The 24,430-nt window shown below is 71.2% G+C and carries 22 protein-coding genes; 10 read left to right on the top strand and 12 right to left on the bottom strand.

Annotation, left to right across the window (positions count from 1 at the left end; all coding sequences use genetic code 11):
- Nucleotides 1–72 precede the first annotated feature (72 nt).
- Nucleotides 73–1,002, top strand: coding sequence for an aldo/keto reductase (locus ACWY4P_RS06875; RefSeq protein ID WP_456212837.1), 930 nt, complete (start codon nucleotides 73–75; stop codon nucleotides 1,000–1,002).
- A 70-nt stretch (nucleotides 1,003–1,072) separates the two neighbouring features.
- Here the strand turns inward: ACWY4P_RS06875 and ACWY4P_RS06870 are convergent, their stop codons facing one another.
- The 3 genes from ACWY4P_RS06870 to ACWY4P_RS06860 form a co-directional block, all read right to left on the bottom strand.
- Entirely contained in the window at nucleotides 1,073–2,410 is a 1,338-nt protein-coding gene (locus ACWY4P_RS06870; protein ID WP_456209240.1) for a gluconate:H+ symporter, read from the bottom strand.
- 213 nt (nucleotides 2,411–2,623) lie between these two features.
- On the bottom strand, nucleotides 2,624–3,562 hold the full coding sequence (locus ACWY4P_RS06865) for a 5-dehydro-4-deoxyglucarate dehydratase (RefSeq protein WP_456212836.1): 939 nt from the start codon (nucleotides 3,560–3,562) through the stop codon (nucleotides 2,624–2,626).
- Between the two features lie 115 nt (nucleotides 3,563–3,677).
- Nucleotides 3,678–4,856 (bottom strand): L-talarate/galactarate dehydratase, encoded by a 1,179-nt coding sequence (locus ACWY4P_RS06860; RefSeq protein WP_456209239.1) that lies wholly within the window; start codon nucleotides 4,854–4,856, stop codon nucleotides 3,678–3,680.
- Between the two features lie 159 nt (nucleotides 4,857–5,015).
- Between ACWY4P_RS06860 and ACWY4P_RS06855 the strand changes: the two genes are divergently transcribed.
- A complete protein-coding gene (locus ACWY4P_RS06855) occupies nucleotides 5,016–5,963 on the top strand; it encodes a LysR substrate-binding domain-containing protein (protein ID WP_456209238.1) in 948 nt (315 codons plus the stop codon).
- On the opposite strand, the gene ACWY4P_RS06850 is transcribed toward ACWY4P_RS06855, so the two are convergent.
- Complete coding sequence (locus ACWY4P_RS06850) at nucleotides 5,948–6,802, bottom strand: LysR family transcriptional regulator (protein ID WP_456209237.1); 855 nt, start codon at nucleotides 6,800–6,802, stop codon at nucleotides 5,948–5,950. The two genes, ACWY4P_RS06855 and ACWY4P_RS06850, sit on opposite strands and share 16 nt — an antisense overlap.
- Nucleotides 6,803–6,870: 68 nt before the next feature.
- Between ACWY4P_RS06850 and ACWY4P_RS06845 the strand changes: the two genes are divergently transcribed.
- Entirely contained in the window at nucleotides 6,871–7,794 is a 924-nt protein-coding gene (locus ACWY4P_RS06845) for an EamA family transporter (protein ID WP_456209236.1), read from the top strand.
- A 17-nt stretch (nucleotides 7,795–7,811) separates the two neighbouring features.
- Here the strand turns inward: ACWY4P_RS06845 and ACWY4P_RS06840 are convergent, their stop codons facing one another.
- The gene (locus tag ACWY4P_RS06840) at nucleotides 7,812–8,828 is read right to left on the bottom strand and encodes a LacI family DNA-binding transcriptional regulator (protein WP_456209235.1); all 1,017 of its coding nucleotides are present in this window, start codon (nucleotides 8,826–8,828) and stop codon (nucleotides 7,812–7,814) included.
- Between the two features lie 147 nt (nucleotides 8,829–8,975).
- On the opposite strand from ACWY4P_RS06840, the gene ACWY4P_RS06835 reads away from it, so the two are divergent.
- Nucleotides 8,976–10,130, top strand: coding sequence for a Gfo/Idh/MocA family protein (locus tag ACWY4P_RS06835; RefSeq protein ID WP_456209234.1), 1,155 nt, complete (start codon nucleotides 8,976–8,978; stop codon nucleotides 10,128–10,130).
- A gap of 4 nt (nucleotides 10,131–10,134) precedes the next feature.
- Here the strand turns inward: ACWY4P_RS06835 and ACWY4P_RS06830 are convergent, their stop codons facing one another.
- Complete coding sequence (locus ACWY4P_RS06830; protein ID WP_456209233.1) at nucleotides 10,135–11,403, bottom strand: alpha/beta fold hydrolase; 1,269 nt, start codon at nucleotides 11,401–11,403, stop codon at nucleotides 10,135–10,137.
- A 58-nt stretch (nucleotides 11,404–11,461) separates the two neighbouring features.
- On the opposite strand from ACWY4P_RS06830, the gene ACWY4P_RS06825 reads away from it, so the two are divergent.
- Nucleotides 11,462–12,013 carry a helix-turn-helix domain-containing protein gene (locus ACWY4P_RS06825; RefSeq protein WP_456209232.1) on the top strand — a complete coding sequence of 184 codons (552 nt, stop codon included), beginning with the start codon at nucleotides 11,462–11,464 and terminating at the stop codon, nucleotides 12,011–12,013.
- A 117-nt stretch (nucleotides 12,014–12,130) separates the two neighbouring features.
- Nucleotides 12,131–13,450: an SLC13 family permease gene (locus ACWY4P_RS06820; protein ID WP_456209231.1), complete on the top strand. Its 1,320-nt coding sequence runs from the start codon at nucleotides 12,131–12,133 to the stop codon at nucleotides 13,448–13,450.
- Between the two features lie 42 nt (nucleotides 13,451–13,492).
- On the opposite strand, the gene ACWY4P_RS06815 is transcribed toward ACWY4P_RS06820, so the two are convergent.
- From ACWY4P_RS06815 to ACWY4P_RS06800, 4 genes are all read right to left on the bottom strand, one after another.
- Nucleotides 13,493–14,293 (bottom strand): carbon-nitrogen hydrolase family protein, encoded by an 801-nt coding sequence (locus ACWY4P_RS06815; protein WP_456209230.1) that lies wholly within the window; start codon nucleotides 14,291–14,293, stop codon nucleotides 13,493–13,495.
- Nucleotides 14,294–14,368: 75 nt separating this feature from the next.
- Nucleotides 14,369–17,296: a beta-L-arabinofuranosidase domain-containing protein gene (locus ACWY4P_RS06810; protein ID WP_456209229.1), complete on the bottom strand. Its 2,928-nt coding sequence runs from the start codon at nucleotides 17,294–17,296 to the stop codon at nucleotides 14,369–14,371.
- 182 nt (nucleotides 17,297–17,478) lie between these two features.
- Complete coding sequence (locus ACWY4P_RS06805; RefSeq protein ID WP_456209228.1) at nucleotides 17,479–18,234, bottom strand: NPP1 family protein; 756 nt, start codon at nucleotides 18,232–18,234, stop codon at nucleotides 17,479–17,481.
- Between the two features lie 155 nt (nucleotides 18,235–18,389).
- Nucleotides 18,390–19,154 carry an SDR family NAD(P)-dependent oxidoreductase gene (locus ACWY4P_RS06800; RefSeq protein ID WP_456209227.1) on the bottom strand — a complete coding sequence of 255 codons (765 nt, stop codon included), beginning with the start codon at nucleotides 19,152–19,154 and terminating at the stop codon, nucleotides 18,390–18,392.
- A gap of 215 nt (nucleotides 19,155–19,369) precedes the next feature.
- Between ACWY4P_RS06800 and ACWY4P_RS06795 the strand changes: the two genes are divergently transcribed.
- Nucleotides 19,370–20,017: a TetR/AcrR family transcriptional regulator gene (locus ACWY4P_RS06795; RefSeq protein WP_456209226.1), complete on the top strand. Its 648-nt coding sequence runs from the start codon at nucleotides 19,370–19,372 to the stop codon at nucleotides 20,015–20,017.
- An 11-nt stretch (nucleotides 20,018–20,028) separates the two neighbouring features.
- Here ACWY4P_RS06795 and ACWY4P_RS06790 read toward each other — a convergent pair whose 3' ends face one another.
- Both ACWY4P_RS06790 and ACWY4P_RS06785 read right to left on the bottom strand, forming a co-directional pair.
- Nucleotides 20,029–20,673 carry a TetR/AcrR family transcriptional regulator gene (locus ACWY4P_RS06790; protein WP_456209225.1) on the bottom strand — a complete coding sequence of 215 codons (645 nt, stop codon included), beginning with the start codon at nucleotides 20,671–20,673 and terminating at the stop codon, nucleotides 20,029–20,031.
- A 200-nt stretch (nucleotides 20,674–20,873) separates the two neighbouring features.
- Nucleotides 20,874–21,686 carry a thioesterase II family protein gene (locus ACWY4P_RS06785; protein WP_456209224.1) on the bottom strand — a complete coding sequence of 271 codons (813 nt, stop codon included), beginning with the start codon at nucleotides 21,684–21,686 and terminating at the stop codon, nucleotides 20,874–20,876.
- A 553-nt stretch (nucleotides 21,687–22,239) separates the two neighbouring features.
- Here ACWY4P_RS06785 and ACWY4P_RS06780 point away from each other — a divergent pair.
- The 3 genes from ACWY4P_RS06780 to ACWY4P_RS06770 all read left to right on the top strand — a co-directional run bounded on the left by ACWY4P_RS06780 (nucleotide 22,240) and on the right by ACWY4P_RS06770 (nucleotide 24,429).
- Nucleotides 22,240–22,689 carry a helix-turn-helix domain-containing protein gene (locus ACWY4P_RS06780; RefSeq protein ID WP_456209223.1) on the top strand — a complete coding sequence of 150 codons (450 nt, stop codon included), beginning with the start codon at nucleotides 22,240–22,242 and terminating at the stop codon, nucleotides 22,687–22,689.
- Nucleotides 22,690–22,763: 74 nt separating this feature from the next.
- Entirely contained in the window at nucleotides 22,764–23,225 is a 462-nt protein-coding gene (locus tag ACWY4P_RS06775) for an ImmA/IrrE family metallo-endopeptidase (protein WP_456209222.1), read from the top strand.
- On the top strand, nucleotides 23,218–24,429 hold the full coding sequence (locus tag ACWY4P_RS06770; RefSeq protein ID WP_456209221.1) for an MAB_1171c family putative transporter: 1,212 nt from the start codon (nucleotides 23,218–23,220) through the stop codon (nucleotides 24,427–24,429). Before ACWY4P_RS06775 ends, ACWY4P_RS06770 begins: the two co-directional genes overlap by 8 nt.
- Nucleotide 24,430 lies beyond the last annotated feature (1 nt).

Genomic DNA, 24,430 nt, shown 5'->3' with positions numbered 1-24,430 from the left:
GCCTCCGCCGAGGAGGCTTTTTTCATGCCTGATGACCACACCAACCAAGGGGGCAACGACGTGAGGCCGAGCATGACCGAAGAGACGTACACCGCCGCGGACGCGGGTACCTGGACCCTGGGCGATCTGACCGTCAACCGCCTCGGATTCGGGGCGATGCGGCTGACGGGCGGCGCCGCCCTCGAGCTCGGCGCCCCGAGCGACCGCGACCGGTCGATCGGGGTGCTACGGCGAGCGATCGAGCTCGGCGTCAACCACATTGACACGGCGGCGTTCTACTTCTCGTCGCTGCGGTCCGCCAACGAGCTGATCAACCGGGCGCTGGCGCCCTACCCGGACGACCTTGTCATCGCCACGAAGGTCTGGCCGGGCCGGGACCTGTCGGGCGCGTGGTGGTGGGCCACACCGGACCAGTTGCGCGGTCAGGTCGAGGAGAACCTGCGCCAGCTGGGCCGTGACCACCTGGATGTGGTGAATCTGCGGGTGCCGCCGAGCCGGAAGTCCGGCTCCGTTTCGGATCACTTCGGCGCCCTGGCCGACCTTCGCGACGCCGGGCTCATACGCCACCTCGGCCTGTCCAATGCCACGCCCGAGCATCTGACCGAGGCCCAGGCCATCGCGCCGGTGGTCTGTGTGCAGAATGCCTACGGCATCGGCGCGCCGGCCCAGGAGCGGGATTTTCTGCGGGCCTGTGGCGAGCAGGGCATCGCCTATGTGCCGTTCTTCGCGATCGCCGGCGCCGGGCGCGAGTCCGGCGCGACCGCGACCGACAGCGAGGCGGTGCTCGCCGTCGCCCGCGCACACGAGGTGACCCCCGCGCAGGTCCGGCTGGCGTGGACGCTGCGGCAGGGACCGCATGTGCTGGCCATTCCGGGCACCGGCAACCCGGACCACCTCGTGGAGAACGTGGCCGCGGGGGCGCTGCGGCTCACCGACGAGGAAGCGTCCGCCGTGACACCGAAAGGCCGTGACACCGAAGGGGTGACAGGCGGCGGAGGGTGACACGCCACACGCGCTCGCTCCGACGCCGGAGGGGAACCGGCATCGGAGCGAGCGCGTGGGTGAGGGGCGGCTAGACGCCTAGCGCGTCGAGGCAGGCCTCGACAGCGAGGACGCCGCCGAGACCGAGCACCGCGAGGGTGGTGGTGTAGGTGGTGCGTGCCTTGATGGCGTCGATGACGGAGAGGTTGAAGTACTCCTTGAACATCCAGAACCCGGGGTCGTTGACGTGGCTGAAGGCGATGGACCCACAGGAGACGGCCAGGACCATGAGCTCGGGGTGGACTCCACTGTCCGCGACCAGCGGCGCCACCACACCGGCGGCGGTGACGACGGCGACCGTCGCCGATCCGAGGGCTATGCGGAGGATGACGGCGATCAGCCATGCCAGGATGATCGGCGAGATGTTCCAGCCCTCGGTGACGTCCTTGATGTAGTCGGAGATGCCGCCCTCGACGAGGACGCCCTTGAAGGCACCGCCCGCGCCGATCACCAGCAGGATCATGGCCATCGCCTGGGCCGCCGAGTTGCAGGACGCGCTGACCTCGGCGAGCGACCGGCCGATGCGCGGGCCGAACGCCCAGACGGCCAGGAGCAGCGTCAGCAGCAGGGCGACCGGCGCCGAGCCGATGAAGGTGATGAAGGGCCGGGCGGGGTTGGACTCGGACACCGCCATGTCGTACACGGCGGCGAACGCGATCAGCACCACCGGGACCAGGGCCACCGAGAGGGACCAGCCCATGCTGGGCATCTCCTCCTCGGTGAAGGTGCGCTCCGAGACCAGGCCCTTGGGCATGGTGGGGTTCATCTTCTTGACGAACGGGAGGCGCGGCCACACCAGGGCGATGAGCGCTCCGAAGGGGATGGCGAAGAACAGGCCGTAGAAGAGGGTCAGCCCGACGGAGGCGTGGAAGGTGGCGGCGACGGCGGTGGGGCCGGGGTGGGGCGGCAGGAAGCTGTGCATGGTCGACAGGGCGATCGACATCGGGAGCCCGACCCACAGCAGGTTCTTGCCCGTCACCCGGACGATGGTGAACGCGACGGGCACGATGATCACGAAGGCGACCTCGTAGAACATCGTCACGCCCAGGAGCATGGCCGTGACCACCATGGCCACCTGGACCCGGCGCAGACCGAAGGTGTCGATGAGTTTGCCGGATATCCGCTGGGCGGCGCCGGAGTCGCCCATGACACGCCCGAGCATGGCGCCGAGTCCGACGACGATCAGGGTGTCGCCGATCTGCCCTCCGACACCCTCACCGAGGACGTCCGGGATCTTCTCCATCGGGACGCCTCGGACCAGCGCCACGGCGACGGCCACGAGGAGGAGGGAGATGAAGCCGTTCAGCTTCACCTTGGTCATCAGGAAGAGCAGCGCGAGAACGCTGATTCCTACTACGACGAGAGGCATGGGTCAGTTCCCCTTTGAACTGCGCTCAGAAAGTGGCTTCCGAGAAAATGGCTTCCGATCCATGGGGCGTGTACGGATCGGGTGGAGGGGGTGTGGGGGATGGCGCGGTCATGGCGGGCGGCCGCGCCGTCAGGGCCCTCGTCGCTGCGATGCGGCGGAGGCTGGGCCGGGCGGCGCGCTGGGCCGCCCGGATCCCATCGGTGTGTGTCGTGGTCAGCGGCCGGCTACGAGGCTCAGACCGGTCTCCAGGAGTTTCTCCAGGTCGGCGAGGTCTTCGGGGCTGGGGTCGGTGAGCGGGGCGCGCACCGGGCCGACCGGCTTGCCGCGCAGCCGGGCGGCGGCCTTGACCAGCGATACGGCATAGCCCGGTACCCGGTCGCGCAGCTCGACCAGCGGGACGTAGAAGTCACGCAGCAGCGTGTCCACGCTCTCGTCGTCGCCGTCCCGCAGCGCGATGAAGAACGCGTTGGCGATCTCGGGTGCGAAGGCGTGGACGGCGGAGGAGTACGCGGGCACGCCGACGGCGGCGTATGCGCGTGCCTGCACCTCGGCGGTGGCGGCCCCGTTGAAGAACAGGAGGTCGTCGGGGGCGTTGAGGGTCAGCCGCTGGAGCCGGTCCAGGTCGCTGTGTCCGTCCTTCAGACCGATGACGGTGGGGATCTCCGCGATCCGCCGCAGGCCGTCGATGTTGAACGCCACGTGGTCGCGCTGGTAGGCGATGAGCGGCAGCCCGGTCCCGGAGGCGATCCGGCGCACCTGCTCCACCAGGCCGTCCTGCGGGGCCTTGACCAGGTAGTGGGGGAGCACCAGAGCGGCGTCCGCGCCGGCCTCCTCCGCGACCCGGGCGAAGCGCAGCGCCTGTGCGTAGCCGTAGCCGATGCCCGCGACCACCGGCATGCGGCCGTCGGCCACCTCCACCGCGGTGGCGATCACCTGGCCGTACTCGTCCTCGTCCAGGGCGGTGAACTCTCCGGTGCCACACGCGGGGAACACCGCGCCGGGGTCGGTGGCCAACTGATCGGTCAGATACTCGCGGTAGGCGTCCAGGTCGAGGCTGCCGTCGTCACCGAAGCTGGTGAGCGGGAAGGACAGCACACCGCGCGCCATACCGTCACGCAGTCGCTGCGCGACATCCTGGACCGCCGTGTTCATAGTCATGAACTAATCTCCACATACGTGCACTGAGTTTAGATATGGGAATGGAGGTTAGGGTGGCCCACCCAACAGGTCAATGGGTGTGCGACCCGATTTCCGCGGAGCGGTACGTTCAGGGACGCGTACCGAGCTCGTAGTCCGCCTGTGTCCAGGCCCGGGCCTGCTCGCTGAGGGTGATGCCGAGACCCGGCCGGGAGGACACATGCATACGGCCGCCGCTGATCCGCAGGCGCTCGTTGAAGAGCGGCTCCAGCCAGTCGAAGTGCTCCACCCACGGCTCATACGGATAGGCGGCGGCGAGGTGGAGGTGGATCTCCATCGCGAAGTGCGGAGCGAGCTGGAGGTGGTGGTGCTCGGCGAGAGTGGCCAGTTTGAGGAACTGGGTGATGCCGCCGATGCGCGGCGCGTCGGGCTGGATGATGTCCGCGGCCTCGTTGCGGATCAGCTCCCAGTGTTCGGCGACACTGGCCAGCATCTCCCCGGTGGCCACCGGGGTGTCCAGCGAGGCCGCGAGGGCGGCGTGGCCGCGGGCGTCATAGGCGTCCAGCGGCTCCTCGATCCAGATCAGGCCGAACTCCTCCAGGGCGCGTCCCATGCGCTGGGCGGTGGGCCGGTCCCACTGCTGGTTGGCGTCGACCATGAGCGGCACCTCGTCGCCCAGGTGCTCACGCACGGCGGTCACCCGGCCCAGATCCACCTTGCCGTCGGGGTGGCCGACCTTGATCTTGATGCCGCCGATGCCCTCGGCCACGGAGCGGGAGGCGTTCTCCAGCAGCTCCTCGGTGGGCGTGTGCAGAAAGCCACCGGAGGTGTTGTAGCAGCGCACGGAGTCGCGATGGGCGCCCAGCAGCTTGGCCAGGGGCAGACCGGCCCGCTTGGCCTTCAGATCCCACAGGGCGATGTCGAAGGCCGCCACCGCCTGGGTGGACAGCCCGCTGCGCCCGACGGAGGCGCCCGCCCACACCAGCTTCGTCCAGAGCTTGGCGATGTCGCTGGGGTCCTCGCCCAGCAGGGTGGGGGCGATCTCCTTGGCGTGTGCGAACTGACCGGGGCCGCCGGCTCGCTTGGAGTAGCTGAAACCGATGCCCTGATGTCCCCCCTCGGTGGCCAGCTCGACGAAGAGGAAAGCCACCTCGGTCATCGGCTTCTGCCGTCCGGTGAAGACCTTCGCGTCGCTGATGGGAGTGGCCAGCGGCAGGGTGACCGAGGACAGCTTGATCCAGGAGATCCTGTCGAGGGTCGCCTCGCCTGCCTGCTGCGCGGCATGTGCCGTCGTTTCCGGTGTGCTCATCACTTAGCGTTCCCTCTGAGTGCGGGCGGGTCGACCGGCCCTTGAGATGGCCCGGTCGCGGTGTCGCGGGCGTCTCGCTCGGCCGCCCCTTGAAGCTAAGTGGTCGATTGATCTCCGTCTAACTTAAAATTTGTATGCGCTGATACAGGGAGAGCATCATTGTTCACTCTCGCTCAACTTGCCAGTTTCGTGGCGGTCGCCGAGGAACTGCACTTCACCCGGGCCGCCGAGCGGCTCAAGATGACACAACCACCGCTGAGTCGCCAGATCCAGCTGCTGGAGAACGATCTTCGGGTCCGGCTCCTGGAGCGCACCAACCGATCGGTGCGGCTCACCCCCGCGGGGCGCGCCTTCCTGACCGAGGCCCGCCGTATCCTGCGCCAGTCCGAACACGCCGCGCTCGCCGTCCGGCAGGTGTCGACCGGGGAAGCGGGGAGCATCGCCATCGGCTTCACCGCGGCCAGCGCCTACTCCACGCTCGGCACCCTCCTGGAAACCGCCCGCGCGGCCATGCCCCGCGCGGAGGTCGTGCTGCAAGAGATGGTCACCCGCGACCAGTTGGAAGCCCTCACCCAAAACCGCCTGGACCTCGGTCTCGGCCGGCCCTCGGTCACCGGCCCGGACCTGCGGTCCCGCCCGGCCGTACGAGAGCGGCTGCTCGCGGCGCTGCCGAGGGAGCACCCCCTGGCGGCGCGCGAGGGAGCGCTCCAGGTCGCGGACTTCGACGGTCAGCCGTTCCTGATGTACTCACCCACGGACTCCCGCTACTTCCACGAGCTGCTCATCAGCATCTTCAGCGCGGCGCACGTGGCCCCCGTCTTCTCCCAGTACCTGAGCCAGGTCCACAGCATTCTGGCCCTGGTCAACTGCAGCCTGGGGGTGTCCCTGGTCCCCGAGGCCGCCGCGCAGCTGCGCTACGCCGACGTCGTCTTCAAGCCGGTCGAGCTGGAGACCCCCTACCCCGTGGAGCTCAACCTCGTCTGGCGCGAGAACAACGACAACCCGGTGCTGCACGCGCTGCTCCGCCACCTGCCGTCGCCACCGCCACCGCCACTGCCACCGTCACCGACGCCGTCGCCCGAGCCGGGTCCTCACCCCGTGCGATAGAGCGCGGTGAGCAGTTCGATCACGGCCGGGACGGAGGGATGCGGATCGTCCCGCCACCAGACGAGCCGCACCGCGATCGGCTCGGCATCGCGCACCGGCCGGTAGACGACGCCGGGCCGCGGATACTGGTGCGCGGTGGACTCCGCCGTGATCCCCACACAGCGGCCCGTGGAGATCATGGTGAGCCAGTCGTCGATATCGTGTGACTCCTCGGTCGCCGGGCGTGAGCCGGAGGGCCACAACTCCGCGGTGGTGGTGCCGGTCCGCCGGTCGACCAGCAGGGTGCGCCCGCTGAGGTCGGCGAGCCCGACCGAACGGCGCGGGGCCAGCGGGTCGTCGGTGGCCAGGGCGCACAGGCGCCGCTCAAGACCCACGATGGCGGAGTCGAAGCGGCGGTCGTCCAGGGCCTTGCGCACGACGGCGAGGTCGCAGACACCCTCGGCCAGCCCCGCGGTGGCGGAGTTGACGCGGATCAGCTGTAGATCCGTCTCGGGGACCGCCTGAGCCCAACGGCGCTGAAAGACCAGCGTATGGCGGCCCACCGCCGACCAGGCGTAACCGATCCGCAGCCGGCGGTGGCCCGAGGCCGCCTCCCGGACCAGCCCGTCCACCTCGCCGAGCACCCGCCGGGCGTGCGCCACGACGCGCAGACCGGTGCCCGTCGGCGTCACCTCGCGGGAGGTCCGCAGCAGCAGCCGCACCCCGAGCGCGCGCTCGAGCGAGGCGAGCGTGCGGGACACGGCCGCCTGGGAGACGCCGAGCGCGAGGGCGGCGTCGGTGAAACTGCCCTCGTCGACGATCGCCAGCAGACAGCGCAACTGACGCAGCTCCACATCCATGACTCAAGCGTATAGACCGAGGCGTCGATGCATTTTGCGCAAGCTCCGGGCCGCCGCAGGATCAGGGCATGCGAACAGCATCCGCACGTGCGGCAGCCTCCGCGCACCGGACGGCCCCGGCAGCCTTCGCCCCGAAGCCCGGGGGAGGGCGCCTGGCCGGTGTGGCCACCATGGCCGGCAGCGGCCTGTCCAACCAGATCGGCGCCGCGACCGGGTCCTTCGCCTTCCCCGTGCTCGGCCCCCTCGGCGTCGTCGCGGTGCGCCAGTACGTCGCCGCCATCGTCCTGATCGCCGTCGGCCGCCCCCGGCCGCGCACCTTCACCTGGCCACAGTGGTGGCCGGTGCTGCTGCTGGCCCTGGTGTTCGGGACGATGAACCTCTCCCTCTACAGCGCCATCGACCGCATCGGCCTCGGGCTGGCGGTGACCCTGGAGTTCCTCGGCCCGCTCGCCATCGCCCTGGCCGCCTCACGCCGCCGCGCGGACGCGTGCTGGGCGGTGCTGGCCGCGGCGGGTGTCGTCATCCTGATGCGCCCGCGGCCCTCCGCCGACTACCTCGGGATGGGCCTGGGCCTGCTGGCCGCCGTCTGCTGGGCGTCCTACATCCTGCTCAACCGCACCGTCGGCCAACGCATCCCCGGGGCGCAGGGATCGGCGGCCGCCGCAGCGCTCTCCGCCCTGATGTTCCTGCCCGTCGGGGTCGTCCTCGCCGTCAGGCAGCCGCCGACCGCGCAGGCCGTCGGCTGCGCCGTCGCCGCCGGGGTCCTCTCGTCGGCCGTGCCGTACCTCGCGGACCTGTTCACCCTGCGCCGCGTACCGGCACCGGCCTTCGGGCTCTTCATGAGCGTCAACCCCGTCCTCGCCGCCGTGGTGGGATGGGTCGTACTCGGGCAGCGCCTGGGGTGGATCGAGTGGACCGGCATGGGAGCCGTCGTGGTGGCCAACGCGCTCAGCCTCACGGGCCGGACCGCGCCGGAGACGACGCCCCGGTAGGCGACGGCCCGCGGCGGCTACGGCGGGCCGGGCGGGCCGGGGCACCGCGCCGTCGTGCCGCGGACTTCGAGGGCCGGGGTGGTCAGGACGGTCTCGCCGGGGCGGCCGGGGTCGGCGATCCGGTCGAGCAGACACTGCGCGGCACGGCGGCCCACGTCGTGGCTGGCGTTGTCCACGGTGGTGAGCCACAGATGGCGCAGGCGCGCGAGGTAGGTGTTGTCGTAGCCGACGAGGGACAGGTCGCGGGGCACCTGGAGGCCGAGCTCCTCGGCGGCCGACAGGGCGCCGACACCGGCTATGTCGTTGAACGCGAAGACGGCGGTGGGCCGCTCGCGGGCGCTGAGCAGCCGCACCGTGGCCCGATAGCCGCCCTCCTCGGTCAGGTCGCCCTGCTCCACGCGCGCCGTTCCGCCCAGTCCGCGCTCGCGCATCACCGCCTCGAAGCCACGGCGGCGCAACTCGCCGACCGCCCCCTGCCCCGCGATATGGGCGATGCGCCGGTGGCCGAGGCCGATGAGGTGTTCGGTGGCCAGGCGGGCGCCGTGCTCGTCGTCGCCCGCGACGACGTCCACGCCGGGCAGCACGGGCTCGCGGGCGCCCGCCACCACGATGGGCACCTGCCCGGCCGCGGTGCGCAGCGCCTCGGGGGCCGGCAGCGTGCCGACGGCGATCAGGCCGTCGACCCGCAGATCCGTGAAGGTGCGGGTGAGGTCCTCGCCGAGGCGCCGATTGAGGTGGCCGTCGGCCAGCAGCATGCGCAGACCGGAGTCGTGCAGCCGGGAGTTGAGGCCGTCGAGCAACTCCACGAACCAGGGGTTGCGCATGTCGTTCAGGAGCACCCCGACGGTGCGGGTGCGCCGCTCACTGAGGCTGCGCGCGGCGGCGTTGGGCCGGTACCCGAGCTCCTCGACGGCGTCCAGGACGGCCTGCCGCTTCTCCGGGCGGACCTGGCCCGAGCCGCGCAGCACAAGGGAGACCAGCGATTTCGACACTCCGGCCCGTTCGGCGACATCGCGGATCGTCGGTGGTCTCATGTACTGGACCGTTCCATGGCGCGCCCCGGGTTGTCAAAGGGGGATTGACAGGTGTGGAGACGGGCCTCAGGGTGGGCCGGGAAGTTATGGACCGGTCCAAAACAGAGCGGTCATGGTCCCGAACAGGGCAGTCATGGGAGAGCAGTCATGGTGAGTACGCTCGGCGTCGCCGTCGTGGGGTTCGGCTGGATGGGACGGGTGCACACCCAGGCGTACACCCGCGTGCCGCACCACTTCCCCCAGCTGTCCGTGCGGCCCGAACTGGTCGTCGTGGCCGACGAGGTGCCCGGCCGGGCCGAAGAGGCCGCCGAGCGGTACGGCTTCGCCACCGCGGCCCGGGACTGGCGGGAGGTGGCCGCCGACCCCCGGGTCCGGGCGGTGAGCATCGCCGCCCCGAACTTCCTGCACCGCGAGATCGGCACCGCCATGGCCGAGGCGGGCAAGCACATCTGGATCGAGAAGCCGGTCGGCCTGACCGCTGAGGACGCCCGCGCGGTCGCCGGTGCCGTGGCCAAGGCCGGTGTCCAGGGCACCGTCGGCTTCAACTACCGCAACGCGCCCGCCGTCGCCGCCGCCCGCGAACTGATCGCCGCCGGGGAGATCGGCGCCGTCACCCATGTCCGCATCCGGCTGTTCAGCGACTACGCCGCCCACCCCGAAGGTGCCCTGACCTGGCGGTACGAGCGCCGGCGCGGCGGCAGCGGAGTGCTCGGCGACCTGGCCTCGCACGGCGTGGACCTGGCGCGCTTTCTGGTCGGCGAGATCGAGTCGCTGGCCGCCGACACCGCGGTCTTCGTGCCCGAGCGGGCCCGCCCCACCGGGGCCACCGCCGGCCACACCCGCTCCACGGGCGGCGAGTTGGGCCCGGTGGAGAACGAGGACTACGTCTCCTGCCTGCTGCGCTTCGCCTCCGGCGGGCGGGGTGTGCTGGAGGCGTGCCGGGTCTCGGCCGGCGAGCAGAACAACTTCGGCTTCGAGATCCACGGCACCAAGGGCGCGGTCTTCTGGGACTTCCGCCGCATGGGTGAGCTCGGCGTCAGCCGCGGCACCGCCTACCAGGACCAGCCCGTCAGCACCGTGTACGTGGGCCCCGGACACGGCGAGTACGGCGCCTTCCAGCCCGGCTCGGCCAACAGCATGAGCTACGACGATCTCAAGGTCATCGAGGCGTACCACTTCCTGCGCTCCATCGCCGAGAGCACGGCGTACGGCGCCACCCTGGACGACGCCGTCCACAGCGCCGCCGCGCTGGACGCCATGGCCCGCTCCGCCGCGCGGCGCGCCTGGGTGAACCTGGCCTGAACACTCACGCTGGTGGCGTCAGCCACTCGGCGATATCGGCGACGACGGCCGGGTCGACGTGTTGCGCGGCTTCGTATTCGGCGGGCGTGGAGGGGCCCGAGCCGGGAAAGAACAGGTGGTTGTCGGCCTCGTACACGCGCGTCGTCACATCGGGTCGGCGGGCGAGGCCCGCCTGCCACCGTGAGAGATCGTCCGCGACGGTCACCTGATAGTCGCGACCGCCCTGGAGCACGAGCATGGGTCTGTCCAGTTCCGCCGCGGTCGCGACCGGGTCGTAGTCGCGCAGGTCGAGCCAGTACGCGGCCGACAGGCCGAGCGGGAGTGTTTCCGCCGGTGTCGAGGGCGACAGGTCGGGGCTCGCGACCACGGCGGCCTGACGCGCCATCGCCTCGACGGCGGCGTGCGCGGCGGGGCCGGGGTTCAGCGAGGCGAGGTGGCGCGTGACGCGGACCGCGGCCTCGTGCATCGGCTGCGCGTCACCGGCCAGGAGCACCAGACCGGCGACCGACGGCTCGGCGGCCGCCACCCGCGGGGCCGCCTTGCCGCCCATGCTGTGGCCGACCACGAAGACCCGCGCCGGATCCACGGTCGGCTCGCGCCGGAGCGCCCGCACGGCGGCGACCGCGTGCGGGACGTACTCGTCGGCCATCGTGAAGCCGGGCGCGGCCGCCACCTGGCCGGGGTGGGTGTAGGTGACCTTGTCGAACCGCAGCACCGCCACGCCCCGGCTCGCCAGCCCCCATGCGAGGTCCTTGAGCGGCTTGTTCGGCCCGCCGGTCCCGTCGCGGTCGAAGGGTCCCCCTCCGGCGAGCAACACCACGCCCGGCCAGGGGCCCGGCCCCGGCGGCAGGCTCAGCGTGCCGGACACGGCGAGCGGCGCGGAGCCGAGCGTGACCTCGCTCTCCTCGAACCTCTCCGGAGCGGCATACGGCGGCGGTGTCCACGAGACGGTGGTCGCGGGCGCGAACCGCAGACCGTTCAGATCGCCGGCGTCGTCGACCGACATGACGACGGTGAGCCCCCCGCGCTCGCAGGACACGGGGACGCTCACCCGGACCCGCCCCGCCCCGGCCGGCTCGCTCACCGGCTCCCCGATGGCGGTGACCGCTCCGTGCTTGCCCGTCTCGAGCGCCCAGGCGACCTTCAGCATCTCGGCGGACACGGCCGCCCGCAGCGGCGGCGCGAACAGCCCCTCGATCTCGGCGAAGCATCCCTTGCGCGCCATCTCGACGACCGCGACGGCGGTCGTCGCCGGATCGGTCCCTGTCGTCATCCCGCCCCTCCTACGTTCTCATTTTTGCGAAAGGTAGCACATGTGAGATCGTTGGGCGATGGACACGTTGGAGCTTCTGGCGCACCCGGTGCGGCTTCGGGTTGTGCACGCGCTGCGCGGGGAACGGCAGCTGACGACGTCCCAGTTGTGTGCTCGGATCCCCGATGTCTCGAAGGCCACGGTCTACCGGCATATCGATCTGCTCGCGGCCGGGGGGATCCTGGAGGTGGCCGAAGAACGGCGGGTGCGCGGCGCGGTGGAGCGCCGATACCGGCTGTGTCAGGAACGAGCGGTCATCGACGCCGGCATGATGGAGTCGCTGTCGCTCGACGACTACCGGCGCGGGTTCGCCGCGGCGATGGCCACCCTGGCCGCCGAGTTCAACGCCTACCTCGACCGGGACGGTGCCGACCCGGTGGCGGATCTCGTCGGCTACCGGCAGCACGCGGCCTGGCTCACCCGGGACGAACTCCAGGAGCTGATCGGCGAGTTGCGCGCCGCGATCGCGCCCCGGCTGGCCAACCGGCCCACGGCCGACCGCGCCCGCTACCTGATCAGCCCGATCCTCTTCCCGGCCGAGGAGCCGCCCGCCGACCCCACCGAGCCGTAAGGAGCGGGGGCGCCGTAAGGAGAGGGAGCGAGCGAAGGCTCGCCGATCTATTGACTATGACGCACCGTGGGGCCCACCGTGATTCAGCCACTGGCCACTTGGCGACGGGAGCTCTCATTGTCCCCCGAACTCATCTCGATCATTGTGCTGGTGGCGGTCTTCGTGCTGGCCACCACCCGGTCCGTCAACATGGGAGCCCTGTCCTTCGCCGCCGCGTTCGGCGTGGGAGAGCTGGTCGCCGACCTTGACGCGGACGGCATCTTCGCGGGCTTCCCCGGAGACCTGTTCGTGGTCCTCGTGGGTGTGACGTATCTGTTCGCCCTCGCCCGGGCCAACGGCACCACGGAGTGGCTGGTCCACGCCGCCGTCAGACTCGTGCGCGGGCGGGTGGCGCTGATCCCCTGGGTGATGTTCGCGATCACCGGTGTGCTCACCGCGATCGGCGCGGTGAGCCCGGCCGCCGTGGCCATCGTCGCCCCCATCGCGCTGAGCTTCGCCGCGCGGTACGACATCAGCCCGCTGCTGATGGGGGCCATGGTGGTGCACGGCGCCCAGGGCGGCGGCTTCTCGCCGATCAGCATCTACGGCTCGATCGTGAACGGGATCGTGGAACGGGAGAAGCTGCCGGGCAACGAGATCACGCTCTTCCTGGCCAGTCTGGTGGTCAACCTGGTCATCGCCGCCGTCGTCTTCGTCGTCTGCGGCGGCCTGAAGCTGCCGCGCCACGCGGCCACGGCACCCCGGCCGGCCGCCCCGGCCGCTGCCGCCACCGAGCCCGCACCGGCCGACGGGAGCGGCCCGGCGCCCACCGGCCCGCCCGCCGGGGAATCGGCGCTCGGCCTGACCCCCGACCGGGTGGCGACCCTCCTCGCCCTGGTCGCCCTCGTCGTCGCCGTGCTCGTCTTCGACCTCGACGCGGGCCTCGCCGCGATCACCCTCGCCGCCCTGCTGAGCCTGTTCTGGCCCAAGGACGGCAAGAAGGCGGCCAACGAGATCTCCTGGCCGACGGTGCTGCTGATCTGCGGGGTGCTCACCTATGTCGGCGTGCTCCAGGAGATGGGCACCATCGACTACGCGGGGCGGGCCGTCAGCGACATCGGCGTCCCCCTCCTCGCGGCGCTCCTGCTGTGCTACATCGGCGCCATCATCTCCGCCTTCGCCTCGTCCGTCGGCATCATGGGCGCGCTGATACCGCTCGCGGTCCCCTTCCTCGCCAAGGGCGACATCGGCGCGGTCGGGATGGTCGCCGCCCTCTCGGTCTCGGCCACCGTGGTCGACGTCAGCCCCTTCTCCACCAACGGCGCCCTGGTGCTCGCGGCCGCGCCCGACGTCGACCGGGACCGGTTCTTCCGGCAGCTGATGGTGTACGGGGGAGTGGTGGTGGCGGTGGTCCCGGCCGTGGCCTGGCTGGCCATGGTGGTGCCGGGCCTGGGCTGAGGACTCCTTCGCGTCCGTCGGTCCCCTGAAGCCCCGGTCGGCTCAAGGGGCGCCCAGCCTGCGGTTGGCCAGGACGGACACCGAGCGCCGCACGGCGGCGACCTCGGCGCGGTCCACGTCCCCCACCAGAAGGCCCGGGCCCGCCTCCAGCCGCTCCCGCACGGTGCCGTCGGGGCCGATGAGGGCGCTGTGGCCGATGCCGGTGGGGGCGGAGGTCGCGGGCGCGAGCCCGGTGGCCGCGGGGTCGGCCTGGCCCACGGCGGCCAGCCATACGGTGGCGTCCAGCGCCCGCGCCCGGATGAGCAGCTCCCACTGTTCGCGCTTGCCGGGCCCCGCGCCCCAGGAGGCGGGCAGCAGCGAGAGCTGCGCGCCGGCGTCGGCGTGGGCCCGGAACAGTTCGGGGAAGCGCACGTCGTAGCAGGTGGCCAGGCCGATCCGGACGCCGTCGAGGTCGAAGGTCACCACCTTCGAGCCCGGGGCCACGGTCCTGGACTCGGTGAAGCCGAAGGCGTCATACAGATGGATCTTGTCGTAGGAGGTCTCCACCCCGGGGCCGGTGGCCAGCAGGGTGTTGGTCACCCGGCCGTCTCGTGCCGGGGTGAACATGCCCGCCACGACCACCAGACCCGTGTCCTTGGCGATCTGCCGGACCTCGGTGGCCCACGGGCCGTCCAACGGCTCGGCGAGCGGACCGAGCCGGGTGCCGAAGCACGCCATCGCCGCTTCGGGGAACACCACGAGACGGGCGCCGGCCTCCGCCGCGCGGCCCGCCTGCTCGCGCAGGACGGCCAGGTTCCGCTGGGGCTCCGGGCCGGTGGTGATCTGGCTCAGTGCGATGCGCATGGGGTGTGGGCCTCTCTGTCGGGGTCGGGCGGGCCGAGTCGCGCGGTCCTCTCTCTCGTCCCTACTCTCTCGTCCCTACCCGCGGCCCGAGCGCTCGTCCCGCACCCGGGACTGCGCAGGATCCGCGCCGACGTGAGGCCCGGTCGGCGTGTCAGGGGTGTACGAGGCGTTGCGCGCGGTGCGCACCACGGCCTGGCCCTCGGCCCGGCCGAGCAGCCCGGCCGTCACCCACGTGTCCACCGTGGTCTCCACATGTCGGACGAGTGCGGCCTTGCTCCCGAACGGGGCCCCGGCCCAGATCTCGTCAAGGAGCGTGGTGCCGTCGGACTTGGCGGGGTTGGCTATGCCGGAGTCGGTGCCGCCGAAGACGACGGCGGGCTCGGCTCGCCGGAAGTAGGCGTGTGTGGGGTCCTCGGTGCCCTCGTGGAACGGCGCCAGTTCGACCTCGCCCAGGGTGTAGTGGAGCGGCTTGCCCGGCACGGGGGTGAGCGAAGGCAGCAGGTCGCCCGACAGGGCCGCGTTGCGGTACAGCCCCAGCCGCAGGTAGTCCCGGCCGGGGTCGCGGGCCACCAGGTTGACGGGGCCGTAGAAGAGGGTCTGCGTCGCCGGGTCGTCGAGAGCCGTCTCGACCCTCAGCCGGAAGGGGACCGAGACGCGGACCGTGTCCCCGTCGCGCCAGGTCCGGGACACCGTGAAGTAGCTGCCGGGGACCGGGGTCCCCTTGGCCCGCTTTCCGTTGACCGTGACCCGGAAGCCGCCGGTCGCCCAGGCGGGCACCCGCAGGCGGAGGTCGAAGGCGGCCTGCCTTCCCCGGATGGTGAGCGTGGTGCCCTGCTCGACCGGGTAGCGGGTGGTCTGGGTGACGGTGATGCCCCGGTCGGCCCAGGTCAGCGTGGAGGGGCTGGACAGGTTGACGTAGAGGGCGGTGGCGTCGGAGGCCGCGAAGTACACCGAGTCCTGGTATTTGGTGGCGCTCTCCATGCCCGTGCCCTCGCAGCAGGTGGTGCCCGCCTTGGGGGTGTAGTCGCGGACGTGGCCGGGCAGCAGGCCGATGAAGTACGTGACGAGGGGCTTTTCCTGGTCGGCCCGGTCCTGCTTGGAGCCGAGGACCTGGTTGTAGAGGGCGCGCTCGTAGTAATCCATGTAGGCCGGATCCTGCCGGTGGAAGAACAGCGTCCGGGTGAGCTTGAGCATGTTGTACGCGCAGCACGTCTCGGCGTTGGTGTCGCTGAGCGTTCCGGAGATGGTCCCGGCGTCCTTCCAGAACTCCGCGGTGCTGGTGCCGCCGATGCCGTACATGCGGGTCGGGACGACCATGCCCCAGAAGTTCTGAGCGGCCTTCAGGTAACGTTCCTCGCCGGTTTCGTCGTACAGCCGGAGCAGTCCGGTGAAGATGGGGATGTGCTGGTTGGCGTGCAGCCCGCTGAGGATGTCCTCGCCCGCGGCGCAGGCGTCGATGAGCCGGTCGAGGTCGAACAGCCGGGCCAGGGCGAGGTGTTCGGCCTTGCCGGTGATCGCGTGGAGGTCGCAGATCGCCTCGACGATCCCGCCGAACTCGCCGCTGGAGAAGATCCCCCACATGCGTTGCAGCGTGGCCGCGGGCAGCTTGGACAGGCGTGAGTGCATCCAGTCGCACATACCGCTCGCGAGGTCGAGCGCCCGGGCGTCCTCGGTGTTCAGATACGCGTCGAGGAGCCCCCGCAGGATCTTGTGCGCGGTGTAGTACGGCGCCCACACCACCGTGTAGTCGCCCTTGGTCATCGACTCCAGGGTGATGAACTGCGTCTCCGGGTACGCGGCGAGAAACCCCGGATGGCTGGGGCCGCCCCAGGTGCGGCGCAGGGTGGCGGGCCGCCCGTGTCCGGACGCGTCCGCGAAGGTGGTGGCGCCGCTCTCGCCGAGTCCGTACGAGGCCAGATCGCCCGGGCCCGCGGAGATGTCGGCGGCCGGGGTGTCCTGGAGCTCGGCGATCTCGGCGGCGGTCAGCGCCCGCGACCAGATGTTCACTTCGTCGAAGGCGCCGGCGAAGACCGGGTCGCCGGGGAAGCCCGAGCGGCCCAGCCAGCCGTGGGCCAGGGCGCCGAGCGCGGCGGGGGTGAGGGTCAGGGCGGTGTTCGTGCGCACCGCGGCGCCGTTGACGTAGAGCGTCCCGGTGCTGCCGGTGAGCGTCACGGCCACATGGCTCCACTCGTGCGGCGGCAGCGGCGCGGTGCCGTCGAGCGCCTGCTCCTGGCCGGGGCCGCCGGTGGTGATGGCGAACCGCGGGACGCCGCCCGCGTTGCGCGCGGCCAGGTAGAGATAGCGGGTCGTGTCGTTGCCGAAGTCGAAGACGCGGGCCCAGTCGGCGGTGTGCGCCGGGCGTATCCAGGCGGAGAGGGTGAGGGCGCCGGCCGCGCCGAGCACATCGGCGGGCAGGTCGATGTACTGGTAGGAGCCGCGGATCTGCTCCACCGCCATGCCGAATCTGCCCGGCACACCGAGCGCGCGCGGCTCCTCGCGGAGCGCCTCGCGGACCTCGGTCAGGGCGCCGACCATGGCGCGGATCTTCTCCGCGTACGCCTCCTCGCCGGTGCTGCCGTACGCCTGGGCGAGCATGGTGAGGAAGTGGCCGGTGTAGTGGCCGCGGAGGTTGCCGTTGGCCTCGCCGTCCAGCCCCTCCCAGCCGCCCGGCGCGACGGCGCCGCGCGTGTCGAGCCCGGCGTTGGCGCGGAAGACCTGGAGCAGCCGGTCGACGTCGTAGCCCCGGCCGTAGTCGAGCATCAACTGGCGCTTGGTGGCGAAGAGGCCCTCGCCCAGCGTGACGTCCTTCAGCGCGAACGGCCGCACGGGGCGCGCCACTGCCGCCGAGGCGGCCGCGGCGGCCGCGGCGGAGCCGGCCGAGCCGGCGGACCCCGCGGGCTCGGCGGACACCGCCGGGTCGGCGCCGACGGCCGAGACGAGGGGCGCCGCGGCGACTCCTGTCGCGGTACGGAGGAAGACACGCCTTCTCAGCGGTGCGGTCATCGGGCCTCATTCCAGGGATACTTGTCCGAAGTGTCGAACAAGGTTCGAGAGGTCGAGCAAAAGGTAGAGGTCTGCTGAGAGCGCGTCAATGCGTCGGTGCGGGATCCGGGCTCGTGCTGTGTGGCTGGGGGCGGTGCGGCCGGGGGCGGCGCGGCGGTCCGTGCCGCCCCCGGCCCCGCCCGTCAGGCGTTGGGGTCGAACGGAATCCCGGCCGGCTTGGCCTTCGCGAGATGGGCGTTGAAGTTGCCGTCCTTGAGGCCGAAGGTGGCGCTGCCGAAGTCGGCCTGGCTCAGCTTGTCGCGGATCCCCGCGGGGTAGCCGTTCCAGCCGACCAGGCTGGGGAACTGCCAGGTGTGGTAGTGGTTCTCCGGGGGCTCGTCGCCCGAGGTCGCGGCGCGGAAGGCGTGGGTGCTCAGGCCGTCCTTGTGGTAAACGACCTTCGGGTGCGTTCCGTCCCACCGGATCTGGTCACGGCTGTGGACCTGGAAATTGCCGTGGGCGGAGGTGGAGACGTACTGCGCCTGGTTGTTCTGCACCCACACCACGACGTGTTCCCAGTCGTGGCGGTGTCCGCCGATCGTCGCCTGGTCCTTCTCGAAGTAGAGGCCGTAAATGATCGCGCACCAGCCGTTGTTGCACTTGTAGCGCGCGTATCCGTTGGTGTTGTCGAGGTCGGACGCGTCGTGGCACTGGCCGTTGGGGTTCCCGGACGGGTTGAGGCCGCCGTTGAGAGTTCCGTCGGGTCCGATGGCGGGGCTCGGGTAGCAGCCGTCCGTGTCGTAGTCGTAGGCCGGCTGGAACGTCTGCTCCATTCCGTCCGCGTTGGCGGGCAGTGCCTTCGGGGGGTCGGCGAGCGCGCTGCCCGGAAAGGCGATGACCAGCGCGACGGCGCTGCCGAGGATGAGCGGGACCTTGCGGATGCGCGAGCTTGTCGTCACTGCGTCCTCCTGGTGGACCGGGGGTGTGGGGCAGGCTATCGGGAGTTGGCATGCCCTGGTCAGCCTTCGGTCCTTCCCTGACGGCGTCAGCGGCGACAGATGTCACCGAGGTGAAGAGTCAACCAACGGGGGTCGTAGGGGAGTTGGGGGCCGGGTCAGACGGCGGACCAGCCGTTGTCGACGGGCAGGACGACACCGTTGACGTTGCCGGCGGCGTCGGAGGCGAGGAAGAGGATGGCGGCGGCCTGCTCCTCGGCGGCGGCTATCCGGCCGATGCCACTGGCGTGGGCGCCGATCACGGTCGGCCCGAGGGCCCCCGGCCGGGCCTCGACCCGGATGGCGGTCGCGGTGCCGCCGGGCGCGATGGCGTTGGCGCGGATCCCCTGGTCCCGGTACATCACGGCGAGGGACTTCACCAGGCCCACGACACCGTGCTTGGAGGCTGTATAGGCGGCACCGGCGGCACTGCCGCGCAGGGCTGCTTCGGAGGCGGTGAAGACGATCGAGCCGCGGCCCGCGGCCAGCATGTGCGGCAGCGCGGCACGCGTCAGCAGAAAGGGCGCCGTCAGATTCACCCGGATCACACGGCCCCACTCGGCGTCGTCGGTCTCGCCGAGCGCGGACATATGGTCCATGATCCCGGCGTTGTTGACCAGGACGTCCAGCCCGCCGAAGGCCTCCACGGCCGTGGCGACGACCCGGTCCGCCACCTGCTGGTCGCCCAGATCGCCGACGACCGCGTGGGCGGTTCCCCCCTCGGCCGTGATCGTCTCGACGACCTGGTCGGCGCCTTCCTGGTCGAGGTCGGCGACCAGTACCTTCGCCCCCTCCCGGGCGAAGGCGAGGGCCGCGGCCCGGCCGATCCCCGATCCCGCTCCGGTGACGACGACACTGCGCCCCTGAAGGCCGGTGCTGCTCACAAGGTGATCCCTTCCTCCGTACACGGCAGACGGACACTCCGTCGTGCGTCCGCCCGGCGCTCACCCTAGAGGTTTTTGGCACTGACTGCCATGGTGGCATCCAGGGGCGAAAATAGGGTCCGGTGGCCCGTGCCGACCGGCGCGGGGGCCGAAATCGCTGGCTAAGGTGGGAACCCACCGGGACATCGCCCTCGAGCAGCGGAAGGGGGACCACCGTGGAGCAGCCTGGAACGCGGGCGGCCGTGGCGGCCCGCACGGCCCGGCCGGCCGGTCGTCCGCCGCTGACCGAACGGCGCAAGGCGGCCACCCGCCTGGAGATCGCCCATGAGGCGGTGCGGCTGTTCGGCGAGCGCGGGGTGGCGGCGACCGCGGGCGAGGAGATCGCCCGCGCCGCCGGTATCTCGCCCCGCACGCTGTGGCGCTACTTCCCCTCCAAGGAGGAGTGTGTCCGTCCGCTGCTGGCCGCCGGCCTGGAGACCGTCGCCCGGCGGCTGCGCGACTGGCCCATGGACCGTCCCTTCTGCGAGGGGATCCAGTGGGACCTGCCCGCGGCGGCCGACCCGCAGGATGCCTCCTCCGCGCTCCGCGAGCTGATCCGCCTGCTCCCCGAGGAGCCGGGGCTGCGCGCCGTCTGGCTCCAGGTCCACCATGACGCCGAACCCGTCTTCACCGAGATCATCGCCGCCCGCACCGGAGCCGATCCCGCGGATCTGCTGCCGAGGATCAAGGCGGTGATGCTCAACGGGGCGCTGCGGGTGGCCGCGGAGGAGTGGGCTCAGCGGTCCGTGGAGGCGGACGGGGCCGCCGACGCGGAGGCGTTCCGGCGGGCGGTGCTCAAGGCCACCGAAGGCCTGGCCATCTGAGGTCGATTCCCTCAGCGCGTGACCGGGGCCAGCCACAGGCCGACGATCGCGTCGATCAGTCCGGTGGCGGTGTCGTGCCAGGAGGCGCGGGGCGTAGGGGTGTTCACCGCGAGCGCGCGCTCACGCTCGGCGCTGATGTGCAGGATGAGCTCGCGCGCCATGGCGCCGCGCTCGGCGCGGACCTCGGCGGGCAGGTCGGGCAGGCGCCGGTTCAGTCCTTCGATGACGTGCAGCAGGGACGCGGAGGACAGGGACTCCTCGACGATGATCTCGTGGAGCGCGGGGTCGGTCATCACCTGAGCACAGAACCGCGCGTACCACGTCGGGCTGCCCAGGGCCGCCAGATGCTCGGGGACCGGTCGCACCAGGCAGGCCACCCAGTCGCGGATGTCGTCGGAGTCGCCGGTCTCGGCCAGCAGCCGGGCGCGGATCCGCTCGATCTGTTCGGAGTGTTTGCGCGCGATGGCGCGCACCAGGTCGGCCTTGGTGCCGAAGTGATAACCGACCGCGGCGTTGTTCCCCTGTCCCGCGGCCTCGCTGACCTGACGGTTGGACACCGCGTACACCCCGCGCTCGGCGAACAGCCGCTCCGCCGCGGTCAGGATCAGCTCCCGCGTCGCGCTGACCTGCTCCGCCCGTACCGTCCTGCCGGCCATGATCACCACCGCACCGGGACTTCTCGCTCCCCTCCGACGGCCAGTCCCTCGAGCCGCCGCAGGTTCTCCACCGCAACAGCGGATTCCAAGGAGGGAAGCCTACGCAACAGCACCTCGAGGGCCTCCTTGGCCACACGGTCAGGCAACCCCATCCACGCGGCCCGAGTCAAGCAGTTGCTTTAAATTCCTCCGTGGTGCTTTCAGGCGGCGCCGCACTGCGGGGACGGCGGGACGCCGGCGACAGCGGCCAGCCGGCCGCTCACCAGCTCGCGGAGGGCGACGGCCGGCGGCCGCTCCTGGCACAGGAAGGCGTGGCCGCCGGCGAAGTCCCGCGGCTGCGGCGAGGACGGCGTGCTCAGCCGCCACCGCTCCAGCTCCGCGGGGGACAGGCTCTGGTCGCCGCGGCCGAACCACACGTGGTAGTCCGTTCCGCCATGCGCCGGCATGGTGGGCGGTTCGCGGTACGTATCCATGAGATGCAGGTCCTGGCCGAGCATCGTGACCGCGAGGTCGAGCATGTGCGGGTAGTCGAACAGCTCCGCGGGGCAGCCGCCGTGGCGCCGCAGCTCCGTGACGAGTTCCTCCCGGGCCCTGGTCAAGAAGGGGGCGCGCGGGTGCGCCGCCAGCCGCGCGGTGGTCGCCGGGGACCGGGACCCCGACAGCACGACGTCCCTGATGTGGCGCCGCTGTTCGTCGGGCAGCGCCGAGACCAGAGCGTGGGCGAGGAGGGCGCCCACGTCGTGCCCCACCACCACGGCGGGTCGGTCGACCCAGCTGCGGAACGCCGGGAGGAGCCGCTTCACCGCGTCGTCGAAGCTGCGCACCGGGGGAGCGTCGGTCAGCTCCCCCCGGCCGTCCAGCTCGAACGCGACCGCGGCACAGCCCGGCGGCAGGGCGCGGGCGAGCGGAAGCATGGACAGTGCGGTCGCGCCCGCGTAGTGGAAGAAGAGCACCCGCAGCGGCAGCCTGGGGTCACCGATCAGGAGGTGACCGTCAACCGTCCTGACACGCATGCCATTCCCCCTGTCTGCTGTGCATGTCCGCTTTTCCTTGCCCCGCCGCGCGACGGTCCCCATTAATCAACGCGAGCGTCAGTGAATTCTCTTGGCGCACGCCGCGGAAGGGCTCGTCCCGCGTCAAGGAAATTCCTTTACCGAAATAACGGCTCTACTTGATCAGGAGTTGTGCTGAACTAAGGGTGTGTTTCCAAGACGCATGATGGAGCGAACCTGTCTGGCGGTGCCCCCTGCCCCCGTTGGCTGGTCGGTGCCGGACCGTGCGAGCGAGGTGATCCTGTAATACGCCCGTCGGCACTGTCAACTAATTCGGCCAGCCTCGGACGCATCTTCCCCATATCGGGCAATCCAGGGCTCGCCGGTCACAGTTTTTTGGAACCGGCGCGGGTGAAGCTGCCGTGGCCGCCTGGCGGTTCGCTTAGGATCCACGGGTATGTCGCCCCCGCAGCACAACCCTGGAGAACGTCCGCGGACGTCAGGACGTCATGACGCGGCAGAGTGCTTCGCGCGACGCTTCCAGCGCCTGCAAGAGGTCATCTACCCCGCCGACTTGGGCAGGCCGTACACGGAGCGGGAGATCGCGGAAGCCGTCGGGATGTCCGTGAGCCAGATCAGCAACCTGCGCAACGGCCGCTCGGTCCCCCGGGCCGACCGGGCGGTCGCGTTGGCCACCTTGTTCGGGGTGCGCGTGGAGTACTTCTTCTCCCCCGACGAGAACCCCTACGCGCGCGACGTCGAGGGGCACTTGCGGGCCATCGAACAAGAGCGCCGCGGCGAGCCCCTCGGCCAACGGAACCGCGCCGCCGGCGGCTCGACTCACATCGCCGGCGGTTCGGCACAGGCGAACGCCGGGCTGCTCGACGACGACCAGGTCCGTCAGATCGCCGAGGGCGTCGCGGTATTGCCCCACGACATGCGCGAGACCGTCTGCACCCTGGTGGACCAGCTGCGCCGCGCCGTCGCCCGTCAGCACAAGGGCCGTGAAAGAAAGCCGCGGTGAATCGGCCGCGTCCGAAATCCGCGCGAGGACCGACCCCCTGACAGCGCGCCGAAGGAAAGGACGACAGTGTGGGCATGCGGTCCGAACGGCGCAGGGTCCGGGCCCTGTTGAAAGACCTGGGTTTACCGCCCCATCCGACCCTCGCCGAGCTGCACGCCGCCTATGAGGCCCGCTCCCGGCGGACGCTGCGACTGATCGAACAGGACGTGGTGCCCGGCGAGCCGACCGGAAGGTACGAGCAGTACCTGACGCACGATCGCATCTACTACCCCAAGCACACCAGCCGCGCCCATCAACTGCTGGTCGTCTGCCATGAACTCGCGCACCTGCTGCTCGGCCACCTTCCCCGGCACGACGCCATCGATCCCGCCGTGGTACGCCGGGTATTGGGGCGCTCCCACTACGACGACCCCACTGAGCACGAGGCCGAGACCATCGGCACGCTGCTGTACCAGCAGTTGAACCTCGCGCCCGACGTCGGTCCTGCCGCCCAGCTCGCCCCGTCCCTGGTCCACCGGGAAGGGCGTCATGTCTGAGGCCGGTGGCATGCACACCCTCGCCTACGTCACCGTGAGCGCCGTCATGTACGGGCTGGCCGGGTACAAGGCACTGGCCTGGGCCGGCGAACGGATCCCCAGCCTCCTGCTGATGGCCGTGGGGGCCCTGGCCGGCGGCACCGCCTTCACCGCCGCCGCCCCGGTGGTCTACCGGTGGATCGGGGAGACGAGCGGGATCTCCAATCTGGCGACCCTCGTCGTCTACACCGAGGTCATCGTGTGCTTCGGCTGCCTCCGCGTACTGGCGCTGCTGTGGTCACCACGGCGGCTCGCCGTCAGCGAAGGTGGCCGGCCGCCTCGGGGGGCCGGCATGCGCGGCGCCTTGCGCCGCGTCCTGCCGGTCTATGCCGCTGCCGTCGCCGTCATGTGGGTGTTGTTCCTCTCCGCCGACCTGCCCGCCGGCGAAGAGCCCCTGACCTTCGACACCACCTTCGCCGACCGCCCGCCCGTGCTCGCCTTTCTGCTGGTGTATCAGGCGGCCTTCGGGTGGGCGCTGTGGTCGATGGTGTACGTGTGCTACCAACGCCTGACGGACGTTCACGATCCGATCCTGCGCCGCAGTCTGCGTCTCCTGGTGATCGGCTGCACATTCATCGGAAGTTACGGCCTGTGCAAGGTCATCGCGATTTTCGGCGCGGTGCTCGGCTCCGGCGCGCTGGACGTCCTGTCCACCGATGTGGGCCCCGGGCTGTCCTCCCTCGGCGGGGTGATCACGGCCACCGGATGGACCTGTGCCGCCCTGCGGACCCGGCGACAGCGCCGCCGCGACTTCTACGCCCTGGAGACGCTGTGGACCACCGTGACCCAGGCCGACCCCGGTGTCGTCCTCCACAGCCCGCCCTCCGGCTCCGCCTGGGAGTTCCACACCCTGCGCCGGGCCCATGAGATCCGCGACGGACAGCTCGCACTGCGCCCCTGGACCTCCCAGAACATCGTGAACGTCGCACGGCGCCTCACCGACGAACACGGCTACGACTCACCGGACCGCGACGCGCTGGCCGCCGCGGCGGGCATCAGGGGAGCTCTGGAAGCCTTGCGGTCCGGGCGGCCCCCGCGGCGGCCCTGCGAGCGGCTGCCGGGCATCGACGTGCCACCGCAGGCCGAACGCAGACACCTGGTCGCCGTGGCCCGCCAGCTCGACAGCCCCCTCATCGCGCGCGTTCTGGCGGAGACTGAGCAGTGAA

It is taken from the genome of Streptomyces sp. LZ34 (assembly GCF_053890475.1).
This window is presented reverse-complemented; position numbering and strand designations above follow the sequence as displayed.

What these genes read in the sequence shown, in the direction of transcription:
- ACWY4P_RS06875 (WP_456212837.1), top strand. Translation starts at nt 73, where the DNA reads ATGACCGAAGAGACGTACACCGCCGCGGACGCGGGTACCTGGACCCTG.
- ACWY4P_RS06870 (WP_456209240.1), bottom strand. Translation starts at nt 2,410, where the DNA reads ATGCCTCTCGTCGTAGTAGGAATCAGCGTTCTCGCGCTGCTCTTCCTG.
- ACWY4P_RS06865 (WP_456212836.1), bottom strand. Translation starts at nt 3,562, where the DNA reads ATGAACACGGCGGTCCAGGATGTCGCGCAGCGACTGCGTGACGGTATG.
- ACWY4P_RS06860 (WP_456209239.1), bottom strand. Translation starts at nt 4,856, where the DNA reads ATGAGCACACCGGAAACGACGGCACATGCCGCGCAGCAGGCAGGCGAG.
- ACWY4P_RS06850 (WP_456209237.1), bottom strand. Translation starts at nt 6,802, where the DNA reads ATGGATGTGGAGCTGCGTCAGTTGCGCTGTCTGCTGGCGATCGTCGAC.
- ACWY4P_RS06845 (WP_456209236.1), top strand. Translation starts at nt 6,871, where the DNA reads ATGCGAACAGCATCCGCACGTGCGGCAGCCTCCGCGCACCGGACGGCC.
- ACWY4P_RS06840 (WP_456209235.1), bottom strand. Translation starts at nt 8,828, where the DNA reads ATGAGACCACCGACGATCCGCGATGTCGCCGAACGGGCCGGAGTGTCG.
- ACWY4P_RS06835 (WP_456209234.1), top strand. Translation starts at nt 8,976, where the DNA reads ATGGTGAGTACGCTCGGCGTCGCCGTCGTGGGGTTCGGCTGGATGGGA.
- ACWY4P_RS06830 (WP_456209233.1), bottom strand. Translation starts at nt 11,403, where the DNA reads ATGACGACAGGGACCGATCCGGCGACGACCGCCGTCGCGGTCGTCGAG.
- ACWY4P_RS06825 (WP_456209232.1), top strand. Translation starts at nt 11,462, where the DNA reads ATGGACACGTTGGAGCTTCTGGCGCACCCGGTGCGGCTTCGGGTTGTG.
- ACWY4P_RS06815 (WP_456209230.1), bottom strand. Translation starts at nt 14,293, where the DNA reads ATGCGCATCGCACTGAGCCAGATCACCACCGGCCCGGAGCCCCAGCGG.
- ACWY4P_RS06810 (WP_456209229.1), bottom strand. Translation starts at nt 17,296, where the DNA reads ATGACCGCACCGCTGAGAAGGCGTGTCTTCCTCCGTACCGCGACAGGA.
- ACWY4P_RS06790 (WP_456209225.1), bottom strand. Translation starts at nt 20,673, where the DNA reads ATGGCCGGCAGGACGGTACGGGCGGAGCAGGTCAGCGCGACGCGGGAG.
- ACWY4P_RS06785 (WP_456209224.1), bottom strand. Translation starts at nt 21,686, where the DNA reads ATGCGTGTCAGGACGGTTGACGGTCACCTCCTGATCGGTGACCCCAGG.
- ACWY4P_RS06775 (WP_456209222.1), top strand. Translation starts at nt 22,764, where the DNA reads ATGCGGTCCGAACGGCGCAGGGTCCGGGCCCTGTTGAAAGACCTGGGT.
- ACWY4P_RS06770 (WP_456209221.1), top strand. Translation starts at nt 23,218, where the DNA reads ATGTCTGAGGCCGGTGGCATGCACACCCTCGCCTACGTCACCGTGAGC.